We start from the raw sequence: 14,578 nt of genomic DNA on the forward strand, positions 1-14,578 counted from the left end.
GCGAGGACTTAGCTGCAAGGTTTGGCTGGGGCGATTTGCTGGAAGCGAGGGCCGTTCTCTTCGAAGACCTGCCGTAGCACCTCCAGCCGGTTCGGCATCCGGTCGTGGATGTTTCTTACCACGCTGTCGTCGAGCCGTCCGGGTGTCGCATGATAAGCATAGGCGAAAAGGGCGCTTTCGGCCAAATCCTCCCGATCAAGATTTTCCGCGGCATATCGGGTGATGGCATCGCCATCGGCCTGCTGCGCCGCACGCCACGCAGCGCCGCGCCCCAATGTGCGATCCAACGCGACATGGACGGTTTCATGAAAGACAGTTTCTTCGAGGTCGTCGTTGCTGATGCGGGTGTCGATGTTGCCCGCGAACATACCGAAGAAACCGCCACCCGCTTCCTCGAACGCGGCCTCATCGCCCGGCAGGATCACGACATGGTTCAGCGTTTGCCGCATGCGGGTCGGCAGATGCCCCATGGCCAGGCCGACCTTTCCCGCATAACCCACCGCAAGATCACCAAGTTGGTGATGCACCCATAATTCGATGTTCAAGCCGTCGTCGAAACGGGCCTCATAAACATGAGCCTCGGCGAAAAGTCCGTCCTGCGGCCCTTTCGGCATTTCACGCTCGCCCGTTTCGATGAAGGCCACGCAGTTGAAATTGTTCGGGTCGTCCGACGTGATGAAGGCGATATCGTTGGACGCGACGGAATTGCGATAGGGCGGGTTGGCGAACGCCGATGCAGCAACCAGCGTCATCATCGCTGCCATGACAAAACGTTTCATCATGCCCCCGCCCGCTCTGCCACTTGTGTGATCGCGTGGCGTAATTTGCGTTCCAGCGCGTCCCGTTTCGCCTCGGAGTGATATTTCAGTCCGACCATATCTTTGACGTAGAATGTATCCACAACCTGCTCTCCGTATGTCGCGATGACGGCTGAGGCGATGTAGACGTGGTTGTTCGCAAGCGTTCGTGTGAGATCGAACAGAAGTCCGGGGCGATCGCGGGTGTCAACTTCGATGATCGTGTAGATGTCCGAACCATCGTTGTCGAACGTGATGTTGGTCGGCACCTTGAAGGCGCGTTCGCGTTTCTTGATTTCCTTTTCCTTGAATTTGTCGCGGGGGACGACCTCGCCCCTGATCGTTTTCACGATCATCTGACGCAGTCGTGCCAATCGCGCCTCTTCAAAGGGGTTGCCGTCATTGTCCTGGATCCAGAATACGGCCGTGGCATAGCCGTCCTTGGTCGTGTAGGTCCGTGCGTCGACGATATTCGCGCCGACAAGGGTAAGCGCCCCGGTCATCCGGCTGAAAAGGCCAGGATGGTCGACCATGGCGAAACAGGCGCGCGTCGCGTCGCGGTCCTGATCGGGCATCAGATCGACGAGGATTTCGTGATCGGCGATATCGCGGAGCAGACCGGCAAAGACGACCTGTGCTGACAGCGGCATGCCTTGCAGGTAGGGCCCGTAATGCCGCCCGATTTCGGACTTGATGTCCTTGGGTGTCCAATCTGCCAGTGCGTCGCGCAACGCGCGCTTTGCTTCGGTTTCCTGTGCTTCGCGGTTGAGATCTTCGATTCCGGTCTGCAGGGCGTTTTTGGTGGCCTTGTAAAGGTTGCGGATCAGCACCGCTTTCCAGTTGTTCCACGTGCCCGGGCCGACGCCGCGGATGTCGCAGACCGTCAGCACGGTCAGAAGGTCAAGCCGCTCGACCGACTTTACCGCATTCGCAAAACCGCGGATGGTCCGCGGTTCGGAGATGTCGCGTTTCTGCGCGACGTCGGACATCAGCAGGTGATAGCGGATCAGCCACTCGACCGTTTCGCATTCCTTTTTCTTCAGGCCAAGGCGTGGTGCCACCTTGCGGGCGATCAGCGCGCCCAGGATCGAATGATCCTCGGGGCGGCCTTTGCCGATATCGTGCAGAAGAAGGGCGACATAAAGAACCTTGCGGTTCACGCCGCGTTCGAGGATGCCGGACGCGACGGGCAGTTCCTCGATCAGCTCTTTCCGTTCGATCTGTGCGAGGTTGCTGATGCATTGGATCGTATGTTCGTCGACCGTGTAGTGGTGGTACATGTTGAATTGCATCATCGCCACGATCGGTGCGAATTCGGGGATGAAGGCATCAAGTACGCCCAGTTCGTTCATGCGCCGCAGTCCGCGTTCCGGGTTCCCGTGTTTCAGCAGGACGTCGAGAAATGTGCGCTGTGCTTCCTTGTTCTCGCGAAAGTCATCGTCGATCAGGTCAAGATTGGCCGAAAGAAGGCGCATGGCATCTGGATGAAGCAGCGTGCCTGTGCGCAATGCCTCTTCGAAAATCCTCAGCATATTGAGTTTGTCGTCGAAGAAGGCCTTTTCGTCGGCGACGGTCAGCCTGTTCTGCTTGATCGCATAGGGCGGCTTCGCCCGCTTGCGGCGTGTCAGGAGGCGCACCAGCATGGGTTCGGCCTTGGTGTGGTTCGCCTCGAGCGCGGTCAACACGATGCGGGTCAGCTCGCCGACCTTGGTGGCATGCCGAAAGTAAGCCTGCATGAAATGCTCGACCCCGCGCCTGCCGCCCTGATCGGTATAGCCCATCGCATTGGCGACTTCGACCTGGAGGTCAAAGGTCAACTGATCCATGGCCCGCCCCGCGATCAGGTGCAGATGACAGCGCACGGCCCATAGAAAATCCTGTGCCTTGATGAAGGTTTCGAATTCATCCTGTGTGAAGACACCCAGATCGATCAGGTCCGCCGCATCCTGCACGTCGTTGACGTATTTGCTGATCCAGAACAGCGATTGCAGATCACGCAGCCCGCCTTTGCCCTCTTTCACGTTGGGTTCGACCACGTAGCGCTGGCCGCCCTGTTTGCGATGTCGTTCGGCCCGCTCTTCCAGCTTCGCCTCGACGAATTCCGAGGCCGTGTTGCGGAACAGATCCCGGCGCAGTTGATCGCCAAGCTGTGTCGCGAGGTCGGGGTCACCTGCCAGGTAGCGATATTCGAGAAGCGATGTGCGGATCGTGTAATCTTCGCGTGCAAGCCGGATGCAGTCTTTGATCGTACGGCTGGCATGGCCGACCTTTAGCTTTAGGTCCCACAGGATGTACAACATCGACTCGATCACGCTTTCCGCCCATGGCGTGATCTTGTAGGGCGTCAGAAACAGCAGATCGACATCCGAAAACCCGGCCATTTCATTGCGTCCATAGCCGCCGACGGCGATCACGGACAGCCTTTCGCCCTCGGTCGGATTGGGTAGCGGGTGCAATATCGTCGTTACGATGTGCAGGACCTGCTGAATGACCTGATCTGTCAGCCAGCTATAAGCGCGGGTCGTGGCCCGCGCTTTGAATGGCGCAGCGCGAAATGCGTCGGCGATCGCTTCACGCCCCTCAGACCGTGCCTTTTTGAGGATGCTTACACTTGTGCGTCTGACGTCCTGTTCGGCCGTCAGATCGCCCAGTTCATCCAGTATGGTGGCTCGCACGGCGCTGCCATCAAAAATGACCGACGCCGGACAAATGAGATTGTCCGGCGCGCTGTCGTCCGCAGTGGCGACTGGATCAGAAGCCGAAGCCGCCGAAATTTCTTGGCGCTTGTTCAAGGATCACGACCTGGTTGTTTTGAATGGTTGCGACGGCAAGGGCGCGTTCGTTCAGACCGTTGCGCAAAAGGCGGAATGCGCCCGATGTGCCCTGAAAGCCCTGTGGCGTGGTCAATGCGGCTTTGGTCAGCGCGTTCTCGTTTCCGGCGGCGACCAAAGCGCCGATGGCGGCGATCCCGTCATAGGCGAGACCTGCAAGAGGGTGGGGCGCTTCGCCGTAGGTCGCTGAGTAGCGGTTGGCGAACAGACCGGCCCGTCCCTGGTCCGGGACGGCGAATAATCCGCCTTGCAGTCCTGGCAAGGCGAGCGCTTGTGGGGCGGCATCCCACCGCGTCAGACCGATGAAACGGGTGGTGCTTGTGTCGATACCGGCCTCTGGCAACGAGGTGGCGAGAATTGGCAGCTCTGCATTGACGGATGCGGTCATGAAGATCGCGTCGGCATTACGTGCGGCGGCTGCTATGCGTCCTGCGGCGGAAACCACCCCCTGTTGGGATAGCGAATAGCTTTCGTTTCCGATGACCTGTCCGCCATTTCTTTGGACGGCGGATGTAATCGCGTTGCGTCCGACATTGCCGCCGACATCATCGCCATTGACAACAAGATAGCGGCTGATCCCCTGACGACTGGCGTATTGCGCGAGGCGATTGGCAGTGTTGTCGAAGGTGGCCCCGAGCACGAAGACGTTTCCGCCAGCGATCGTTGGGTTATTGGAAAACGCCAGCACATTCACGTTCCGGTCGGCGACGGCGACCCCCGCCGAAACGGCGGCCTCGGCAAAAAGCGGTCCGAGGATGATCTGGGCCCCCTCATCCACCGCACGCCGCGCGACGTCGGCGGCGACGGCGGGGTTTCCGCCTGTGTTATAGACCTGCAGCCGGATATCTGCCCCATCCAGATCGGCGATGGCCAGCCTTGCCGCATTTTCCAGGTTCCGCGCCAAAAACGCATCGCTGCCCGCGCCGGAACCGCCGGGGACCAAAAGGGCAACCTGCACCGGGGCTTCGGCGTCGATTTGCGGGCCGACATTGGCATTGGGCGACAAGGCTGTCGTGTCGCAGGCCGCCAGCCACAAAAGTGATAGGGCACTAAAAACGCGCAGGGCCAGGCTGCGCCAAACGATAGAACGAGCATGCATTAAAACGATCCCCCGAAAACTGTTGCGAACGAAGCGGGATGACCTCTCCCGCTCTTCTCGTTATTCAGGGGCATCATAAAGATGGGGGCACGCGGGTCCAGCGATGAATCAACCGACCAAGCCACTCTCCGCCGGGCTCTATTTCGTGTCGACGCCGATCGGGACTGCGCGGGACATCACCTTGCGGGCGCTGGATGTTCTGGCGACCGCCGATCTGATCGCGGCCGAGGATACGCGCACGGCGCGAAAGTTGATGGAAATCCACGGGGTGCCGCTAAATGGGCGAAAGGTGATCGCCTTTCATGATCACAGCGTTGATGGCGCGATCATGGGACTGGTCACGGCAGTCAAAGACGGCAAATCCGTCGCCTATGTCTCTGAGGCAGGCACGCCGTTGGTGGCCGATCCGGGATATGAACTGGGCCGCGCGATGATCGAAAACGACCTGCCAGTCACGACGGCCCCAGGCGCATCTGCAGTGCTGGCGGCGTTGACGGTTTCCGGTTTACCCAGCGATCGTTTCGCCTTTGTCGGTTTTCTACCGGCGGCGAAACAAGCACGCCGGACCGAACTGGCCGAACTGAAGGCGCTGCCTTTTACCCTGGTTTTCTACGAAAGCCCCAAGCGTATTGGCGAAATGTTAAGCGATCTGCGCGAAGTGTTCGGTGACGAGCGGCAGGCGGTCGTCTGTCGTGAGCTGACGAAACGATTCGAAGAGGTGACGCGCGGCAATTTGACGGAGGTTGCCGGTGCTTTTCAGGAACGAAAGGTGAAGGGCGAGTTGGTGGTTTTGGTCGGTAAACCGGTTGCGGTCGCCACCAGTGACGCCGATGTCGAGGCAACATTGCGAGAGGCCATGAAAACCATGCGGGTCAAGGATGCAGCGACGGTGGTGGCGGGTGCTATGGGCCTGCCGCGTCGCGATGTTTATCAGACCGCGTTGCGGATGAAGGACGATACATGACATTTCGGCAAACCGCGGAAACCGGGCGGCAGGGTTACTTTGGCGGGCAGGCGGCAGAGGATATCGTCGCACGGGACTACACCCGGCGCCATTATGTCGTCGCGGCGCAACGGTGGCGCGGTAAGGCGGGCGAGATTGATCTGATCGTGCGCGATGGAGAGGCTTTGATTTTTGTCGAAGTCAAGAAAAGCCGCGATTTCGCGACCGCGTCGACCCGGCTGTCCCGGCGCCAGATGGACCGGATTTGCGCCGCCGCGACCGAATTCGTCGCAGGCGAACCGCGCGGATTGCTGACCGACATGCGGTTCGATCTGGCATTGGTGGACGCGCATGGTGCCGTGAACGTGATGGAAAACGCCTTTATGGAAGCCTGAACAAAGCATTGCGCCCTGCGTGCAACTTCGCCATTTAACATTCGACCGCGAAATGGAAGAGGTGGAGCATGGCGTTGAAAGTGGCCTTTCAGATGGACCCGATCAGTCCTATCGATATCGATGCCGACAGCACCTTTCGCATCGCCGAAGAGGCGCAGGCGCGCGGTCATGAGCTGTTCTACTACACGCCCGACAAGCTGGCCTATGATCAAGGCAAGGTCGTCGCGCGCGGCTGGCCGTTGCAGGTGAAACGGCAGAAAGGCGACCATTTCACGTTAGGGGATGAGCAGGTCATCGACTTGGCGCAGATGGATGTGATCTGGCTCCGGCAGGATCCGCCTTTCGACATGGGATACATCACGACGACCCATATCCTGGATATGGTTCACCCCGATACGCTGGTGGTGAATGATCCATTCTGGGTACGGAATTATCCGGAAAAGCTGTTGGTCCTGCAGTTCCCCGACCTGATCCCACCGACGATGATCGCCCGTGATCTGGAGACGCTGAAGGCATTTCACGCGACGCATGGGGACGTGATCCTCAAGCCGCTTTATGGCAATGGCGGAGCCGGGGTGTTCAAGCTGAAAGAGGGCGATAGCAATCTTGCGTCGCTGCACGAGCTGTTTTCGGGCATTAATCGCGAGCCGTTGATCATGCAGAAATTCCTGCCCGCCGTGTCTGCGGGCGACAAACGCGTGATCCTCGTGGATGGTGAACCGGTCGGTGCGATCAACCGTGTGCCTGCGGCTGGTGAGACGCGGTCGAACATGCATGTAGGTGGGCGGCCCGAAAAGGTGGACCTGACCGATCGCGATAAAGAGATTTGTGCGCGGATCGGTCCATTGCTGCGCGATAAGGGCCAGATATTCGTCGGTATCGACGTCATCGGCGACTGGCTGACCGAGATCAATGTGACCTCGCCCACCGGCATTCAGGAACTTGAGCGGTTCGACGGGATCAACGTGGCCGAAAAGATCTGGCAGGCGATCGAAGGACGCCGCGCCGCCTGACATGCGCCACCGCCTTTTGAATCTGGGCCTTCGCTATGGCGTTCGCCCCATGCTGTGCCTGGCCTGGTCACCCGAACGACAGGCCCAGGGCATTCGAGATTTTGGTGCGAATCCATGTCCCGGTCTTTCAATGATCTGTCCATTGACCAAGCAGACTGATGATTTTCGTCGTCATTAAATCGATGTTGGATCGACGTTGGCAAAACTAATATCCGAAGCGGTCCCACATTGTCGGCAAGGTGCGGGCGAGGATGATGTCTTTCGTCTGGCTGATGTTCCGGGTGGCGCTGTATCATTTCTAGTTTGGCGCGCGCGGTGATGATTGGGTTTCGACGGTTCCTCAGACCTCTTTGGACAACGCCAACCGATAGCCAACGGCCTCGGCCACGTGGGGTTTGCGGACGTCTTTGGCCCCTTCCAGATCAGCGATGGTGCGCGCGACACGTAGCACCCGATGATAGCCGCGGGCGGACAGGCCAAAGCGCTCGGCGACTTTCGTCAAAAGGTCACGCCCCTCGGTATCCGGCGTCGCAATCTCTTCCAGGAGGTGTCCTTCGGCATCTGCGTTGACCCGAACGCTCGCGTGGTTCTGATAGCGTGCGGTCTGCATTTGGCGCGCTTTCTCAACCCGAGCGGCGACGTCGGCTGATTTTTCCCCGCTTTCGGGCAGGTCGAGGTCGGTGAAGGCGACGGGGGGTACTTCGACCCGCAGGTCGAAACGGTCCATCAATGGGCCTGATATGCGGCCCATGTATTCTTCACCGCAATGTGGAACTCTTGCGCAGGCGCGCGCCGGGTCCGCCAAATGTCCGCATTTGCACGGGTTTGCTGCCGCGATCAGCATGAAGCGGCAAGGGTAACGCACATGCGCATTGGCGCGCGCGACGACGACCTCGCCCGTTTCGATCGGTTGCCGCAGGGTTTCGAGGACGGTGCGGGCGAATTCGGGGAATTCGTCCATGAAGAGTACCCCGTTATGTGCCAGACTGATCTCACCCGGCTTGGCCGTGCGGCCACCGCCGACGATGGCGGGCATCGAAGCTGTGTGGTGCGGTTCCCGGAACGGGCGTTCGCGGTTGATGCCCCCTTCGTCCAGCAGACCGGACAGGGAATGGATCATTGAGGTTTCCAGTGCCTCTGCCGGGGTAAGCTGTGGCAATAAACCGGGGATGCGCGCAGCCAGCATGGATTTCCCTGATCCCGGCGCACCGACAAGCAGCAGGTGGTGCCGGCCCGCAGCGGCGATTTCGATTGCGCGTTTGGCGCGTTCCTGTCCTTTGACCTCGGACAGGTCGCGCGGTTTGGCGGTGCTTTGGACTTCGCCCGGTTCGGATGGAGGGAGGACCGCTTGGCCGGTATAGTGCCTGACGACGCCTGCCAGCGATGCGGGGGCGATGACGTTGGCCGCGCCGACCCATGCGGCCTCCGCCCCGCAGGCTTGCGGGCAAAGCAGCGTCCGGTCCTCTTCCGCGGCGGCCATTGCAGCGGGTAGCGCGCCGACGACCGGCACAAGCGCGCCGTCCAGCGATAATTCCCCCAAGGCCACTGTGTTTTCCGCGTCTTCGCGCGGTACGATGTCGAGAGCAGCGAGGAGGGCAAGTGCGATCGGCAGGTCGAAATGCGAACCCTCTTTCGGCAGGTCGGCAGGGGACAAGTTCACCGTGATCCGCTTGGACGGTAACGCGATCGCCATATCCGTCAGGGCGGCGCGCACTCTTTCCTTGGCCTCGGACACCGCTTTGTCCGGTAAGCCGACGACCGAAAAGGCCGGGACGCCCGGCGTTACGGCGCATTGCACCTCGACCAGTCGTGCTTCGATCCCTTCAAAGGCGACCGTATAGGTTTTGGCAACCATGCCGGAACTCCCATCTAATGATTAACGGGTAGATGGGCGTGGTTTAGGAATGGTTAACCAGGATCGCCCGGCCACGGCTTTTGCGGCAGATCCACGGTGTAGGGCCATGGATCGAACGTTTCGGACAATGAGGCCGCACGCCATTTGAAAAAAGCGGGGTCTTGAAGGTGCGTTTGCACATATGCCATGGATTCATTTGAAACAGGCAGATCATAGGCGATGATACGGCAGGCGACAGGTGCGTAGAATACATCTGCCAGCGAATATCGACCGAAGAGCCACGGTCCGTCGCCACCGTGCCTGCCCCTGGCCAACGCCCAAAGTGTTTCTATGCGCCCCAGATCATCAAGCGTCGCGGTCGATGGCTGGAACCCCGTCCAGCGATGTCGGATGATCATCGGGCATTCCGCCCGCAGTGCGGTGAAACCGCTATGCATCTCGGCACAGATGGATCGCGCCAAAGCCCGGGCGCCAGGATCGCGGGGGTAAAGATCGATGTCCGGGTGACGCTCGACCAGTGTTTCGGCCATCGCCAGGCTGTCGGACAGGACATGGCCTTCGGGTGTCTGCATCGCGGGCACCGTACGTGCAGGGACAAGATGCGCCAGTTCATCCCGATAGGTGCCGGTGTAAAGGCCGACCTGGTGGTCCTGATGGTCCAGCCCGAATTTTTCCAGCATCAGCCAGCCACGCAATGACCAAGAGCTGAACGTGCGATCGCCGATGTAAATCTGGTACGTCATGGCGCGAACGATATCCCGGTCGGGACGGTCGTTCATAATGGTCATTCTTGAAGTCGGCCATCACGGAACGTGATTGATCATTCCAAGAGCCCAGCACGTACCGGTCCAGCGCATGTCGGTAACTGAAAGATTATCGATCTGGTGGCCCATCGCCGCATAGGCGTCACCCCCGTTGGCGCGTTGTATCTGGGTCATGATGACACCGATATGTGCGACGACGATGATATGCTGGCCGATATTCTGATCGACCAGAGAGTCGATCGCGCCATTCACCCGTCCGGCGACGGTGTTCCAGCTTTCTCCGTCCGGCGGCGCGATATCACCCGGTTCCTCCCAAAAACGGCGGCTGAGGGCCGGGTCCATCGCGCTGACTTCGGCGAATGATTTCCCGTCCCATCGTCCGAAGTCGAATTCGCGCAAGTCCCGATCATCCGGTTGTCTTGACCGGCCCGCCGATATTACGTCAGCGGTTGCAGAGGCCCTTTGCAGATCGGATGCGACGATCACAGCCTCGCGGGGAAGATATGCGTCGAGCCGCGCAAGTTGCGCGTGATCGGACAAATCTGCGGGTACATCCCGCCAGCCGACAAATCGCTTTTCATGTGTGGGCCCGTGCCTGACGAACCATAGGTGGGTCACAACTGCCCCTTCAATGCGATCGGCAGCCCCGCCATCACGGCAATAACGCGGTCGGCCTCGGCCGCGATGGATTGATTGAGCGTCCCTTGAGCATTCCGAAAATTGCGGGCCAGCGCATTTTCCGGGACGATGCCATAGCCGACCTCGTTCGAAACGATGACGACGGGGGCAGCGCACACGCGCAAAGCCGAGATCAGCGCTGTTGTCTCTGCCGCGATGTCGCGGTGATCGAGGATGATATTGGTCAGCCACAGCGTAGCGCAATCTATGAGAACGATCCTGGTTTCATCAAGTGTGCCAAGAAACGTTGCCAGTTCGAACGGTTCCTCGACCGTGTCCCAATCATCGCCGCGACGCGCCTGATGGCGCCGTATCTTCACGGACATCTCATCATCGAATGCTTGTGCGGTCGCGACATATAGGGGTGAAATTCCTGCCTGCAAAACAAGCGCTTCCGCGAAAGCGGATTTTCCCGAGGCAGCCCCGCCTAGCACCATTGTCAATTTTGGCAACGTCATCACGCAACTTTCTTTGATCCAATGCGTTTCACCTCACGTAACCATTTCAAACACAAAGCACACGCATTGTTTGTAACATGGGAGAGACAATATGACCGCTGCCCGCTTTTCCGACCAAACCCTGTCACGCACAGCGATGCGAGCGGAATTGCTCGACGCCGAGACGGAGCTGGCACTTGCCTATGCATGGCGGGATGATCGGGACGAAAAGGCATTGCATCGTCTAATCACGGCCTACATGCGTTTGGCGATCTCGATGGCGTCAAAATTCAAACGTTACGGCGCACCGATGAACGATCTTATCCAAGAGGCATCTGTCGGTCTGATGAAGGCAGCCGATAAGTTCGATCCGGATCGCGGCGTGCGTTTTTCGACCTATGCGGTTTGGTGGATCAAGGCATCTATTCAGGATTACGTGATGCGGAATTGGTCGATGGTACGGACCGGTTCGACCTCTTCTCAAAAGTCGCTTTTCTTCAACATGCGCCGTGTGCAAGCCCGACTGGAACGGGAAGCGGCGGCGGAGGGCCGTGAAATCGATCGCCAGAAAATGCGTGAGCTGATCGCCGTCGAAGTCGGCGTGCCGCTGCATGATGTTGAGATGATGGAAGGCCGTTTGTCGGGATCGGATTTTTCGCTGAATGCGACGCAATCGGCCGAAGATGAAGGACGCGAGTGGATCGATGCTCTGGAAGATGATGCGCCGCAGGCTGCGGAGACCGTCGAAAACAGTCATGACAATGAAACATTGCGTCAATGGCTGGTGACGGCGCTGTCAGCGCTCAACGATCGGGAGCAATTTATCGTGCGCGAGCGAAAGCTGCGGGATGATCCGCGCACGCTTGAAAGTCTGGGTAACGAATTGGGCCTGTCCAAAGAACGTGTGCGGCAGCTCGAAGCGGCCGCATTCGGCAAGATGCGCAAGAGCCTTGAGGCGCAAAGCAATGAGGTGCATGCGTTTTTCGTCTAATCGCATGTCATTGTCATTCCGGTATCATCTGACCTAGTGTCGCGACAGACGATGCCGGGGGCGAGACATGCTGGCCAAAAAACATATATTGCTTATCGTGGGCGGCGGGATCGCCGCCTTTAAATGTTTGGATTTGGTACGTCGGTTGCGTGAACATGGGGCGCGGGTAACGCCGGTGTTGACGACGGCAGGCTCCCAGTTTGTAACCCCGCTTAGCCTATCCGCGCTTTCCGCCGCGAAAATCTATCAGGATTTGTTCGATCTCACCGACGAGGCGGAGATGGGCCATATCGAATTGTCCCGCGCAGCAGACCTGATTGTCGTGGCCCCGGCAACAGCCGATTTGATGGCGAAGATGGCGGGTGGTCATGCGGATGATTTGGCGACGACGCTCTTGCTGGCGACGGACAAGCCCGTGTTGATCGCGCCGGCCATGAACGTGCGGATGTGGGAGCATCCCGCGACACAGCGGAACCTGAAGACTTTGCAAGCCGATGACGTTCGGCATGTCGGCCCGAATGAGGGTGACATGGCCTGTGGCGAATATGGGTCGGGTCGGATGGCGGAGGTGCCCGAGATTATTGCCGCCATCGACAAGGCATTGTCGGACGGGCCGCTGAAGGGCAAGCATGTGCTGGTGACCTCTGGTCCGACGCATGAGCCGATCGATCCCGTGCGCTACATCGCCAATCGATCGTCGGGTGCACAGGGAACCGCCATCGCCAAAGCACTGTCGGACTTGGGGGCCGATGTCACGTTCGTCACCGGCCCGGCCGATGTTCCGCCGCCGCCCGGTGTGAGGGTGATCAAGGTGCAAACTGCGCGCGAAATGTTGAATGCCGTGAAAGATGCGTCTCGTGCCGATGCGGCCGTTTTCGCCGCGGCCGTCGCCGATTGGCATGTGATCAATGCAGGCGAAAGCAAAATCAAGAAAGATGGCAGCGGCCTGCCTAAACTGGAGTTTGGCGAAAACCCGGACATCCTTGCCGCCGTTTCGCAAATGAAAAAGGCGCGGCCTGAACTTGTGGTCGGTTTCGCTGCCGAAACTGACGATCTGATCGCCCATGCCACCGCGAAACGGGATCGGAAGGGCTGCGATTGGATCGTCGCCAATGACGTCTCGCCCGCCACGGGGATCATGGGTGGAACCGAGAATGCGGTGACGCTGATCACTCCGGATGGCGCGGAAAGCTGGCCCCGCATGGGCAAAGATCAGGTTGCTGCCCTTTTGGCAAAACGCATCGCCGAGGCGATCGCGTGATCCCGGAAATCCAAGTGCAATGGGATGACGGGGCTGATCTGAGCGTTGGATTGCCCTGTTACGAAACCGCCGGTGCGGCGGGTGCCGACCTGCGTGCGAACCTGCCCGAAAAGCGTGATGTTCAACTGCCGACCGGTGCGCGCAAGCTGATTCCGACGGGGCTCAGGATGGCAATCCCGGAAGGGTTCGAGGTTCAGATCAGACCCCGTTCCGGGCTGGCCTTGGCGCACGGGATCAGCATGGTCAACGCGCCCGGAACCATCGATTGGGACTATCGCGGCCCTGTCGGCGTGTTGCTGATCAATTTGGGGGCGGACCTGTTTGCGGTCACTCATGGGATGCGCATTGCGCAAATGGTGGTTGCGCCCGTGGCTCGGGCGACATTCAAGACGGTGCCGGTTCTGGGTCTGACCAAACGCGGCACGGGCGGATTCGGGTCAACCGGTCTATGATCATGGTCGGTGCCATGGCTGCGGCGCTTTGGGGTGTCGGCATCGCGATGAAGGCGCCTTATCAAGCGCGCTGGACCATGATCGGCATCCTTTTGATCGCCGTCATGATGCTGCATATCGCCCTGCCGGATGGCCACCCGCTGCGGATGGCCACAGGTGGTGATGCACGGCTGTGGGGATTGCTGATCGCCTTTGGTTTCATGGTCTGGGGCTATCGAAAGTTTTTGGGCGGACTAAGGTCGCGGATCGCCGAACGTCAAATGCCCCAAGTCGAATCGGAAACGTTTTCCGAAACCGAGCTTGATCGCTATGCCCGCCACATCGTGCTGCGCGAAGTCGGCGGACCCGGGCAGAAGGCCTTGCGCGATGCAAAGATTCTGGTTGTCGGGGCGGGGGGGCTGGGCGCGCCAGCGCTGCAATATCTGGCAGCGGCGGGTGTCGGGACCATCGGCGTGATCGACGACGATACCGTCGAAAACGCCAACCTGCAGCGGCAGGTGATCCACCGCGATGCCAATATCGGGATGCCCAAGGTCCATTCGGCGACCGAGGCGATGAAGGCCCAGAACCCTTTTGTGACGGTACGGCCTTATCATCGGCGTCTGACCGAAGAGATTGCCGGTGACTTGTTCGATGATTATCATTTGATCCTTGATGGCACCGACAATTTCGAAACCCGATATCTGGTCAATCGTGCTGCGGTCGAAAAGGACAAGCCGCTGATTGCGGCGGCACTGACGCAATGGGAAGGGCAGATCAGTCTTTATGACCCTGCGCAGGGAACGCCCTGTTACGCTTGCGTCTTCCCGAAAGCCCCTGATGCCGATCTGGTGCCTAGCTGCGCAGAGGCGGGTGTCATTGGCCCTTTGCCCGGGGTTATCGGGGCGATGATGGCAGTTGAGGCCGTGAAGGTCGTGACCGGCGCCGGTGCTGGCTTGCATGGCAAGCTGCTGATTTATGACGCACTTTACGCTGTGACCCGTACGATTGCCGTGAAACCGCGCGCCGATTGTCCGGTTTGTGCCGGCAAAGGCTTGCGCGCGGCCAAGTGACGATCATACT

At 59.5% G+C, this 14,578-nt stretch carries 14 protein-coding genes; 7 read left to right on the forward strand and 7 right to left on the reverse strand.

Translation table 11 applies throughout. From position 1 onward, the window contains the following. Positions 1 to 8: 8 nt before the first annotated feature. Genes V8J85_RS13665 through V8J85_RS13675 form a run of 3 tightly spaced genes read right to left on the reverse strand, consistent with a single transcriptional unit; the run spans position 9 to position 4,727 of the window. Positions 9 to 782 (reverse strand): hypothetical protein, encoded by a 774-nt coding sequence (locus V8J85_RS13665; RefSeq protein ID WP_339954310.1) that lies wholly within the window; start codon positions 780 to 782, stop codon positions 9 to 11. Next, positions 779 to 3,589: a [protein-PII] uridylyltransferase gene (locus V8J85_RS13670; RefSeq protein WP_445285907.1), complete on the reverse strand. Its 2,811-nt coding sequence runs from the start codon at positions 3,587 to 3,589 to the stop codon at positions 779 to 781. Before V8J85_RS13670 ends, V8J85_RS13665 begins: the two co-directional genes overlap by 4 nt. Continuing rightward, complete coding sequence (locus tag V8J85_RS13675; protein ID WP_339954311.1) at positions 3,549 to 4,727, reverse strand: penicillin-binding protein activator; 1,179 nt, start codon at positions 4,725 to 4,727, stop codon at positions 3,549 to 3,551. The genes V8J85_RS13670 and V8J85_RS13675 overlap by 41 nt, the downstream gene beginning before the upstream one ends. Before the next feature lie 103 nt (positions 4,728 to 4,830). Between V8J85_RS13675 and rsmI the strand changes: the two genes are divergently transcribed. The 3 genes from rsmI to gshB all read left to right on the forward strand — a co-directional run bounded on the left by rsmI (position 4,831) and on the right by gshB (position 7,078). Beyond that, complete coding sequence (gene rsmI / locus V8J85_RS13680) at positions 4,831 to 5,691, forward strand: 16S rRNA (cytidine(1402)-2'-O)-methyltransferase (protein ID WP_339954312.1); 861 nt, start codon at positions 4,831 to 4,833, stop codon at positions 5,689 to 5,691. Beyond that, positions 5,688 to 6,065: a YraN family protein gene (locus V8J85_RS13685; protein ID WP_339954313.1), complete on the forward strand. Its 378-nt coding sequence runs from the start codon at positions 5,688 to 5,690 to the stop codon at positions 6,063 to 6,065. Before rsmI ends, V8J85_RS13685 begins: the two co-directional genes overlap by 4 nt. A 68-nt stretch (positions 6,066 to 6,133) precedes the next feature. Next, complete coding sequence (gene gshB / locus V8J85_RS13690) at positions 6,134 to 7,078, forward strand: glutathione synthase (RefSeq protein WP_339954314.1); 945 nt, start codon at positions 6,134 to 6,136, stop codon at positions 7,076 to 7,078. A gap of 340 nt (positions 7,079 to 7,418) precedes the next feature. Here the strand turns inward: gshB and V8J85_RS13695 are convergent, their stop codons facing one another. Genes V8J85_RS13695 through cobU form a run of 4 tightly spaced genes read right to left on the reverse strand, consistent with a single transcriptional unit; the run spans position 7,419 to position 10,833 of the window. Further along, a complete protein-coding gene (locus V8J85_RS13695; RefSeq protein ID WP_339954315.1) occupies positions 7,419 to 8,933 on the reverse strand; it encodes a YifB family Mg chelatase-like AAA ATPase in 1,515 nt (504 codons plus the stop codon). Between the two features lie 53 nt (positions 8,934 to 8,986). Next, positions 8,987 to 9,676: a glutathione S-transferase gene (locus V8J85_RS13700; RefSeq protein ID WP_339954453.1), complete on the reverse strand. Its 690-nt coding sequence runs from the start codon at positions 9,674 to 9,676 to the stop codon at positions 8,987 to 8,989. Positions 9,677 to 9,736: 60 nt separating this feature from the next. Further along, positions 9,737 to 10,315: a histidine phosphatase family protein gene (locus tag V8J85_RS13705; RefSeq protein ID WP_339954316.1), complete on the reverse strand. Its 579-nt coding sequence runs from the start codon at positions 10,313 to 10,315 to the stop codon at positions 9,737 to 9,739. Next, complete coding sequence (cobU, locus tag V8J85_RS13710) at positions 10,312 to 10,833, reverse strand: bifunctional adenosylcobinamide kinase/adenosylcobinamide-phosphate guanylyltransferase (RefSeq protein ID WP_339954317.1); 522 nt, start codon at positions 10,831 to 10,833, stop codon at positions 10,312 to 10,314. Before cobU ends, V8J85_RS13705 begins: the two co-directional genes overlap by 4 nt. 91 nt (positions 10,834 to 10,924) lie before the next feature. Here cobU and V8J85_RS13715 point away from each other — a divergent pair, with 91 nt between their 5' ends. From V8J85_RS13715 to V8J85_RS13730, 4 genes are all read left to right on the forward strand, one after another. Beyond that, positions 10,925 to 11,803 (forward strand): RNA polymerase factor sigma-32, encoded by an 879-nt coding sequence (locus tag V8J85_RS13715; protein ID WP_339954318.1) that lies wholly within the window; start codon positions 10,925 to 10,927, stop codon positions 11,801 to 11,803. A gap of 67 nt (positions 11,804 to 11,870) precedes the next feature. Next, on the forward strand, positions 11,871 to 13,064 hold the full coding sequence (coaBC, locus tag V8J85_RS13720; RefSeq protein ID WP_339954319.1) for a bifunctional phosphopantothenoylcysteine decarboxylase/phosphopantothenate--cysteine ligase CoaBC: 1,194 nt from the start codon (positions 11,871 to 11,873) through the stop codon (positions 13,062 to 13,064). Then, positions 13,064 to 13,516, forward strand: coding sequence for a dUTP diphosphatase (gene dut / locus V8J85_RS13725; RefSeq protein WP_339954454.1), 453 nt, complete (start codon positions 13,064 to 13,066; stop codon positions 13,514 to 13,516). Before coaBC ends, dut begins: the two co-directional genes overlap by 1 nt. Continuing rightward, positions 13,513 to 14,568, forward strand: coding sequence for a HesA/MoeB/ThiF family protein (locus tag V8J85_RS13730; RefSeq protein WP_339954320.1), 1,056 nt, complete (start codon positions 13,513 to 13,515; stop codon positions 14,566 to 14,568). The genes dut and V8J85_RS13730 overlap by 4 nt, the downstream gene beginning before the upstream one ends. Positions 14,569 to 14,578 lie beyond the last annotated feature (10 nt).

The organism is Yoonia sp. 2307UL14-13, assembly GCF_037572755.1.
Taxonomy (GTDB): Bacteria; Pseudomonadota; Alphaproteobacteria; order Rhodobacterales; family Rhodobacteraceae; genus Yoonia.

What these genes read in the sequence shown, in the direction of transcription:
- V8J85_RS13665 (WP_339954310.1), bottom strand. Translation starts at nt 782, where the DNA reads ATGATGAAACGTTTTGTCATGGCAGCGATGATGACGCTGGTTGCTGCA.
- V8J85_RS13715 (WP_339954318.1), top strand. Translation starts at nt 10,925, where the DNA reads ATGACCGCTGCCCGCTTTTCCGACCAAACCCTGTCACGCACAGCGATG.
- gshB (WP_339954314.1), top strand. Translation starts at nt 6,134, where the DNA reads ATGGCGTTGAAAGTGGCCTTTCAGATGGACCCGATCAGTCCTATCGAT.
- V8J85_RS13730 (WP_339954320.1), top strand. Translation starts at nt 13,513, where the DNA reads ATGATCATGGTCGGTGCCATGGCTGCGGCGCTTTGGGGTGTCGGCATC.
- V8J85_RS13695 (WP_339954315.1), bottom strand. Translation starts at nt 8,933, where the DNA reads ATGGTTGCCAAAACCTATACGGTCGCCTTTGAAGGGATCGAAGCACGA.
- coaBC (WP_339954319.1), top strand. Translation starts at nt 11,871, where the DNA reads ATGCTGGCCAAAAAACATATATTGCTTATCGTGGGCGGCGGGATCGCC.
- cobU (WP_339954317.1), bottom strand. Translation starts at nt 10,833, where the DNA reads ATGACGTTGCCAAAATTGACAATGGTGCTAGGCGGGGCTGCCTCGGGA.
- V8J85_RS13675 (WP_339954311.1), bottom strand. Translation starts at nt 4,727, where the DNA reads ATGCATGCTCGTTCTATCGTTTGGCGCAGCCTGGCCCTGCGCGTTTTT.
- V8J85_RS13700 (WP_339954453.1), bottom strand. Translation starts at nt 9,676, where the DNA reads ATGACGTACCAGATTTACATCGGCGATCGCACGTTCAGCTCTTGGTCA.
- rsmI (WP_339954312.1), top strand. Translation starts at nt 4,831, where the DNA reads ATGAATCAACCGACCAAGCCACTCTCCGCCGGGCTCTATTTCGTGTCG.
- V8J85_RS13685 (WP_339954313.1), top strand. Translation starts at nt 5,688, where the DNA reads ATGACATTTCGGCAAACCGCGGAAACCGGGCGGCAGGGTTACTTTGGC.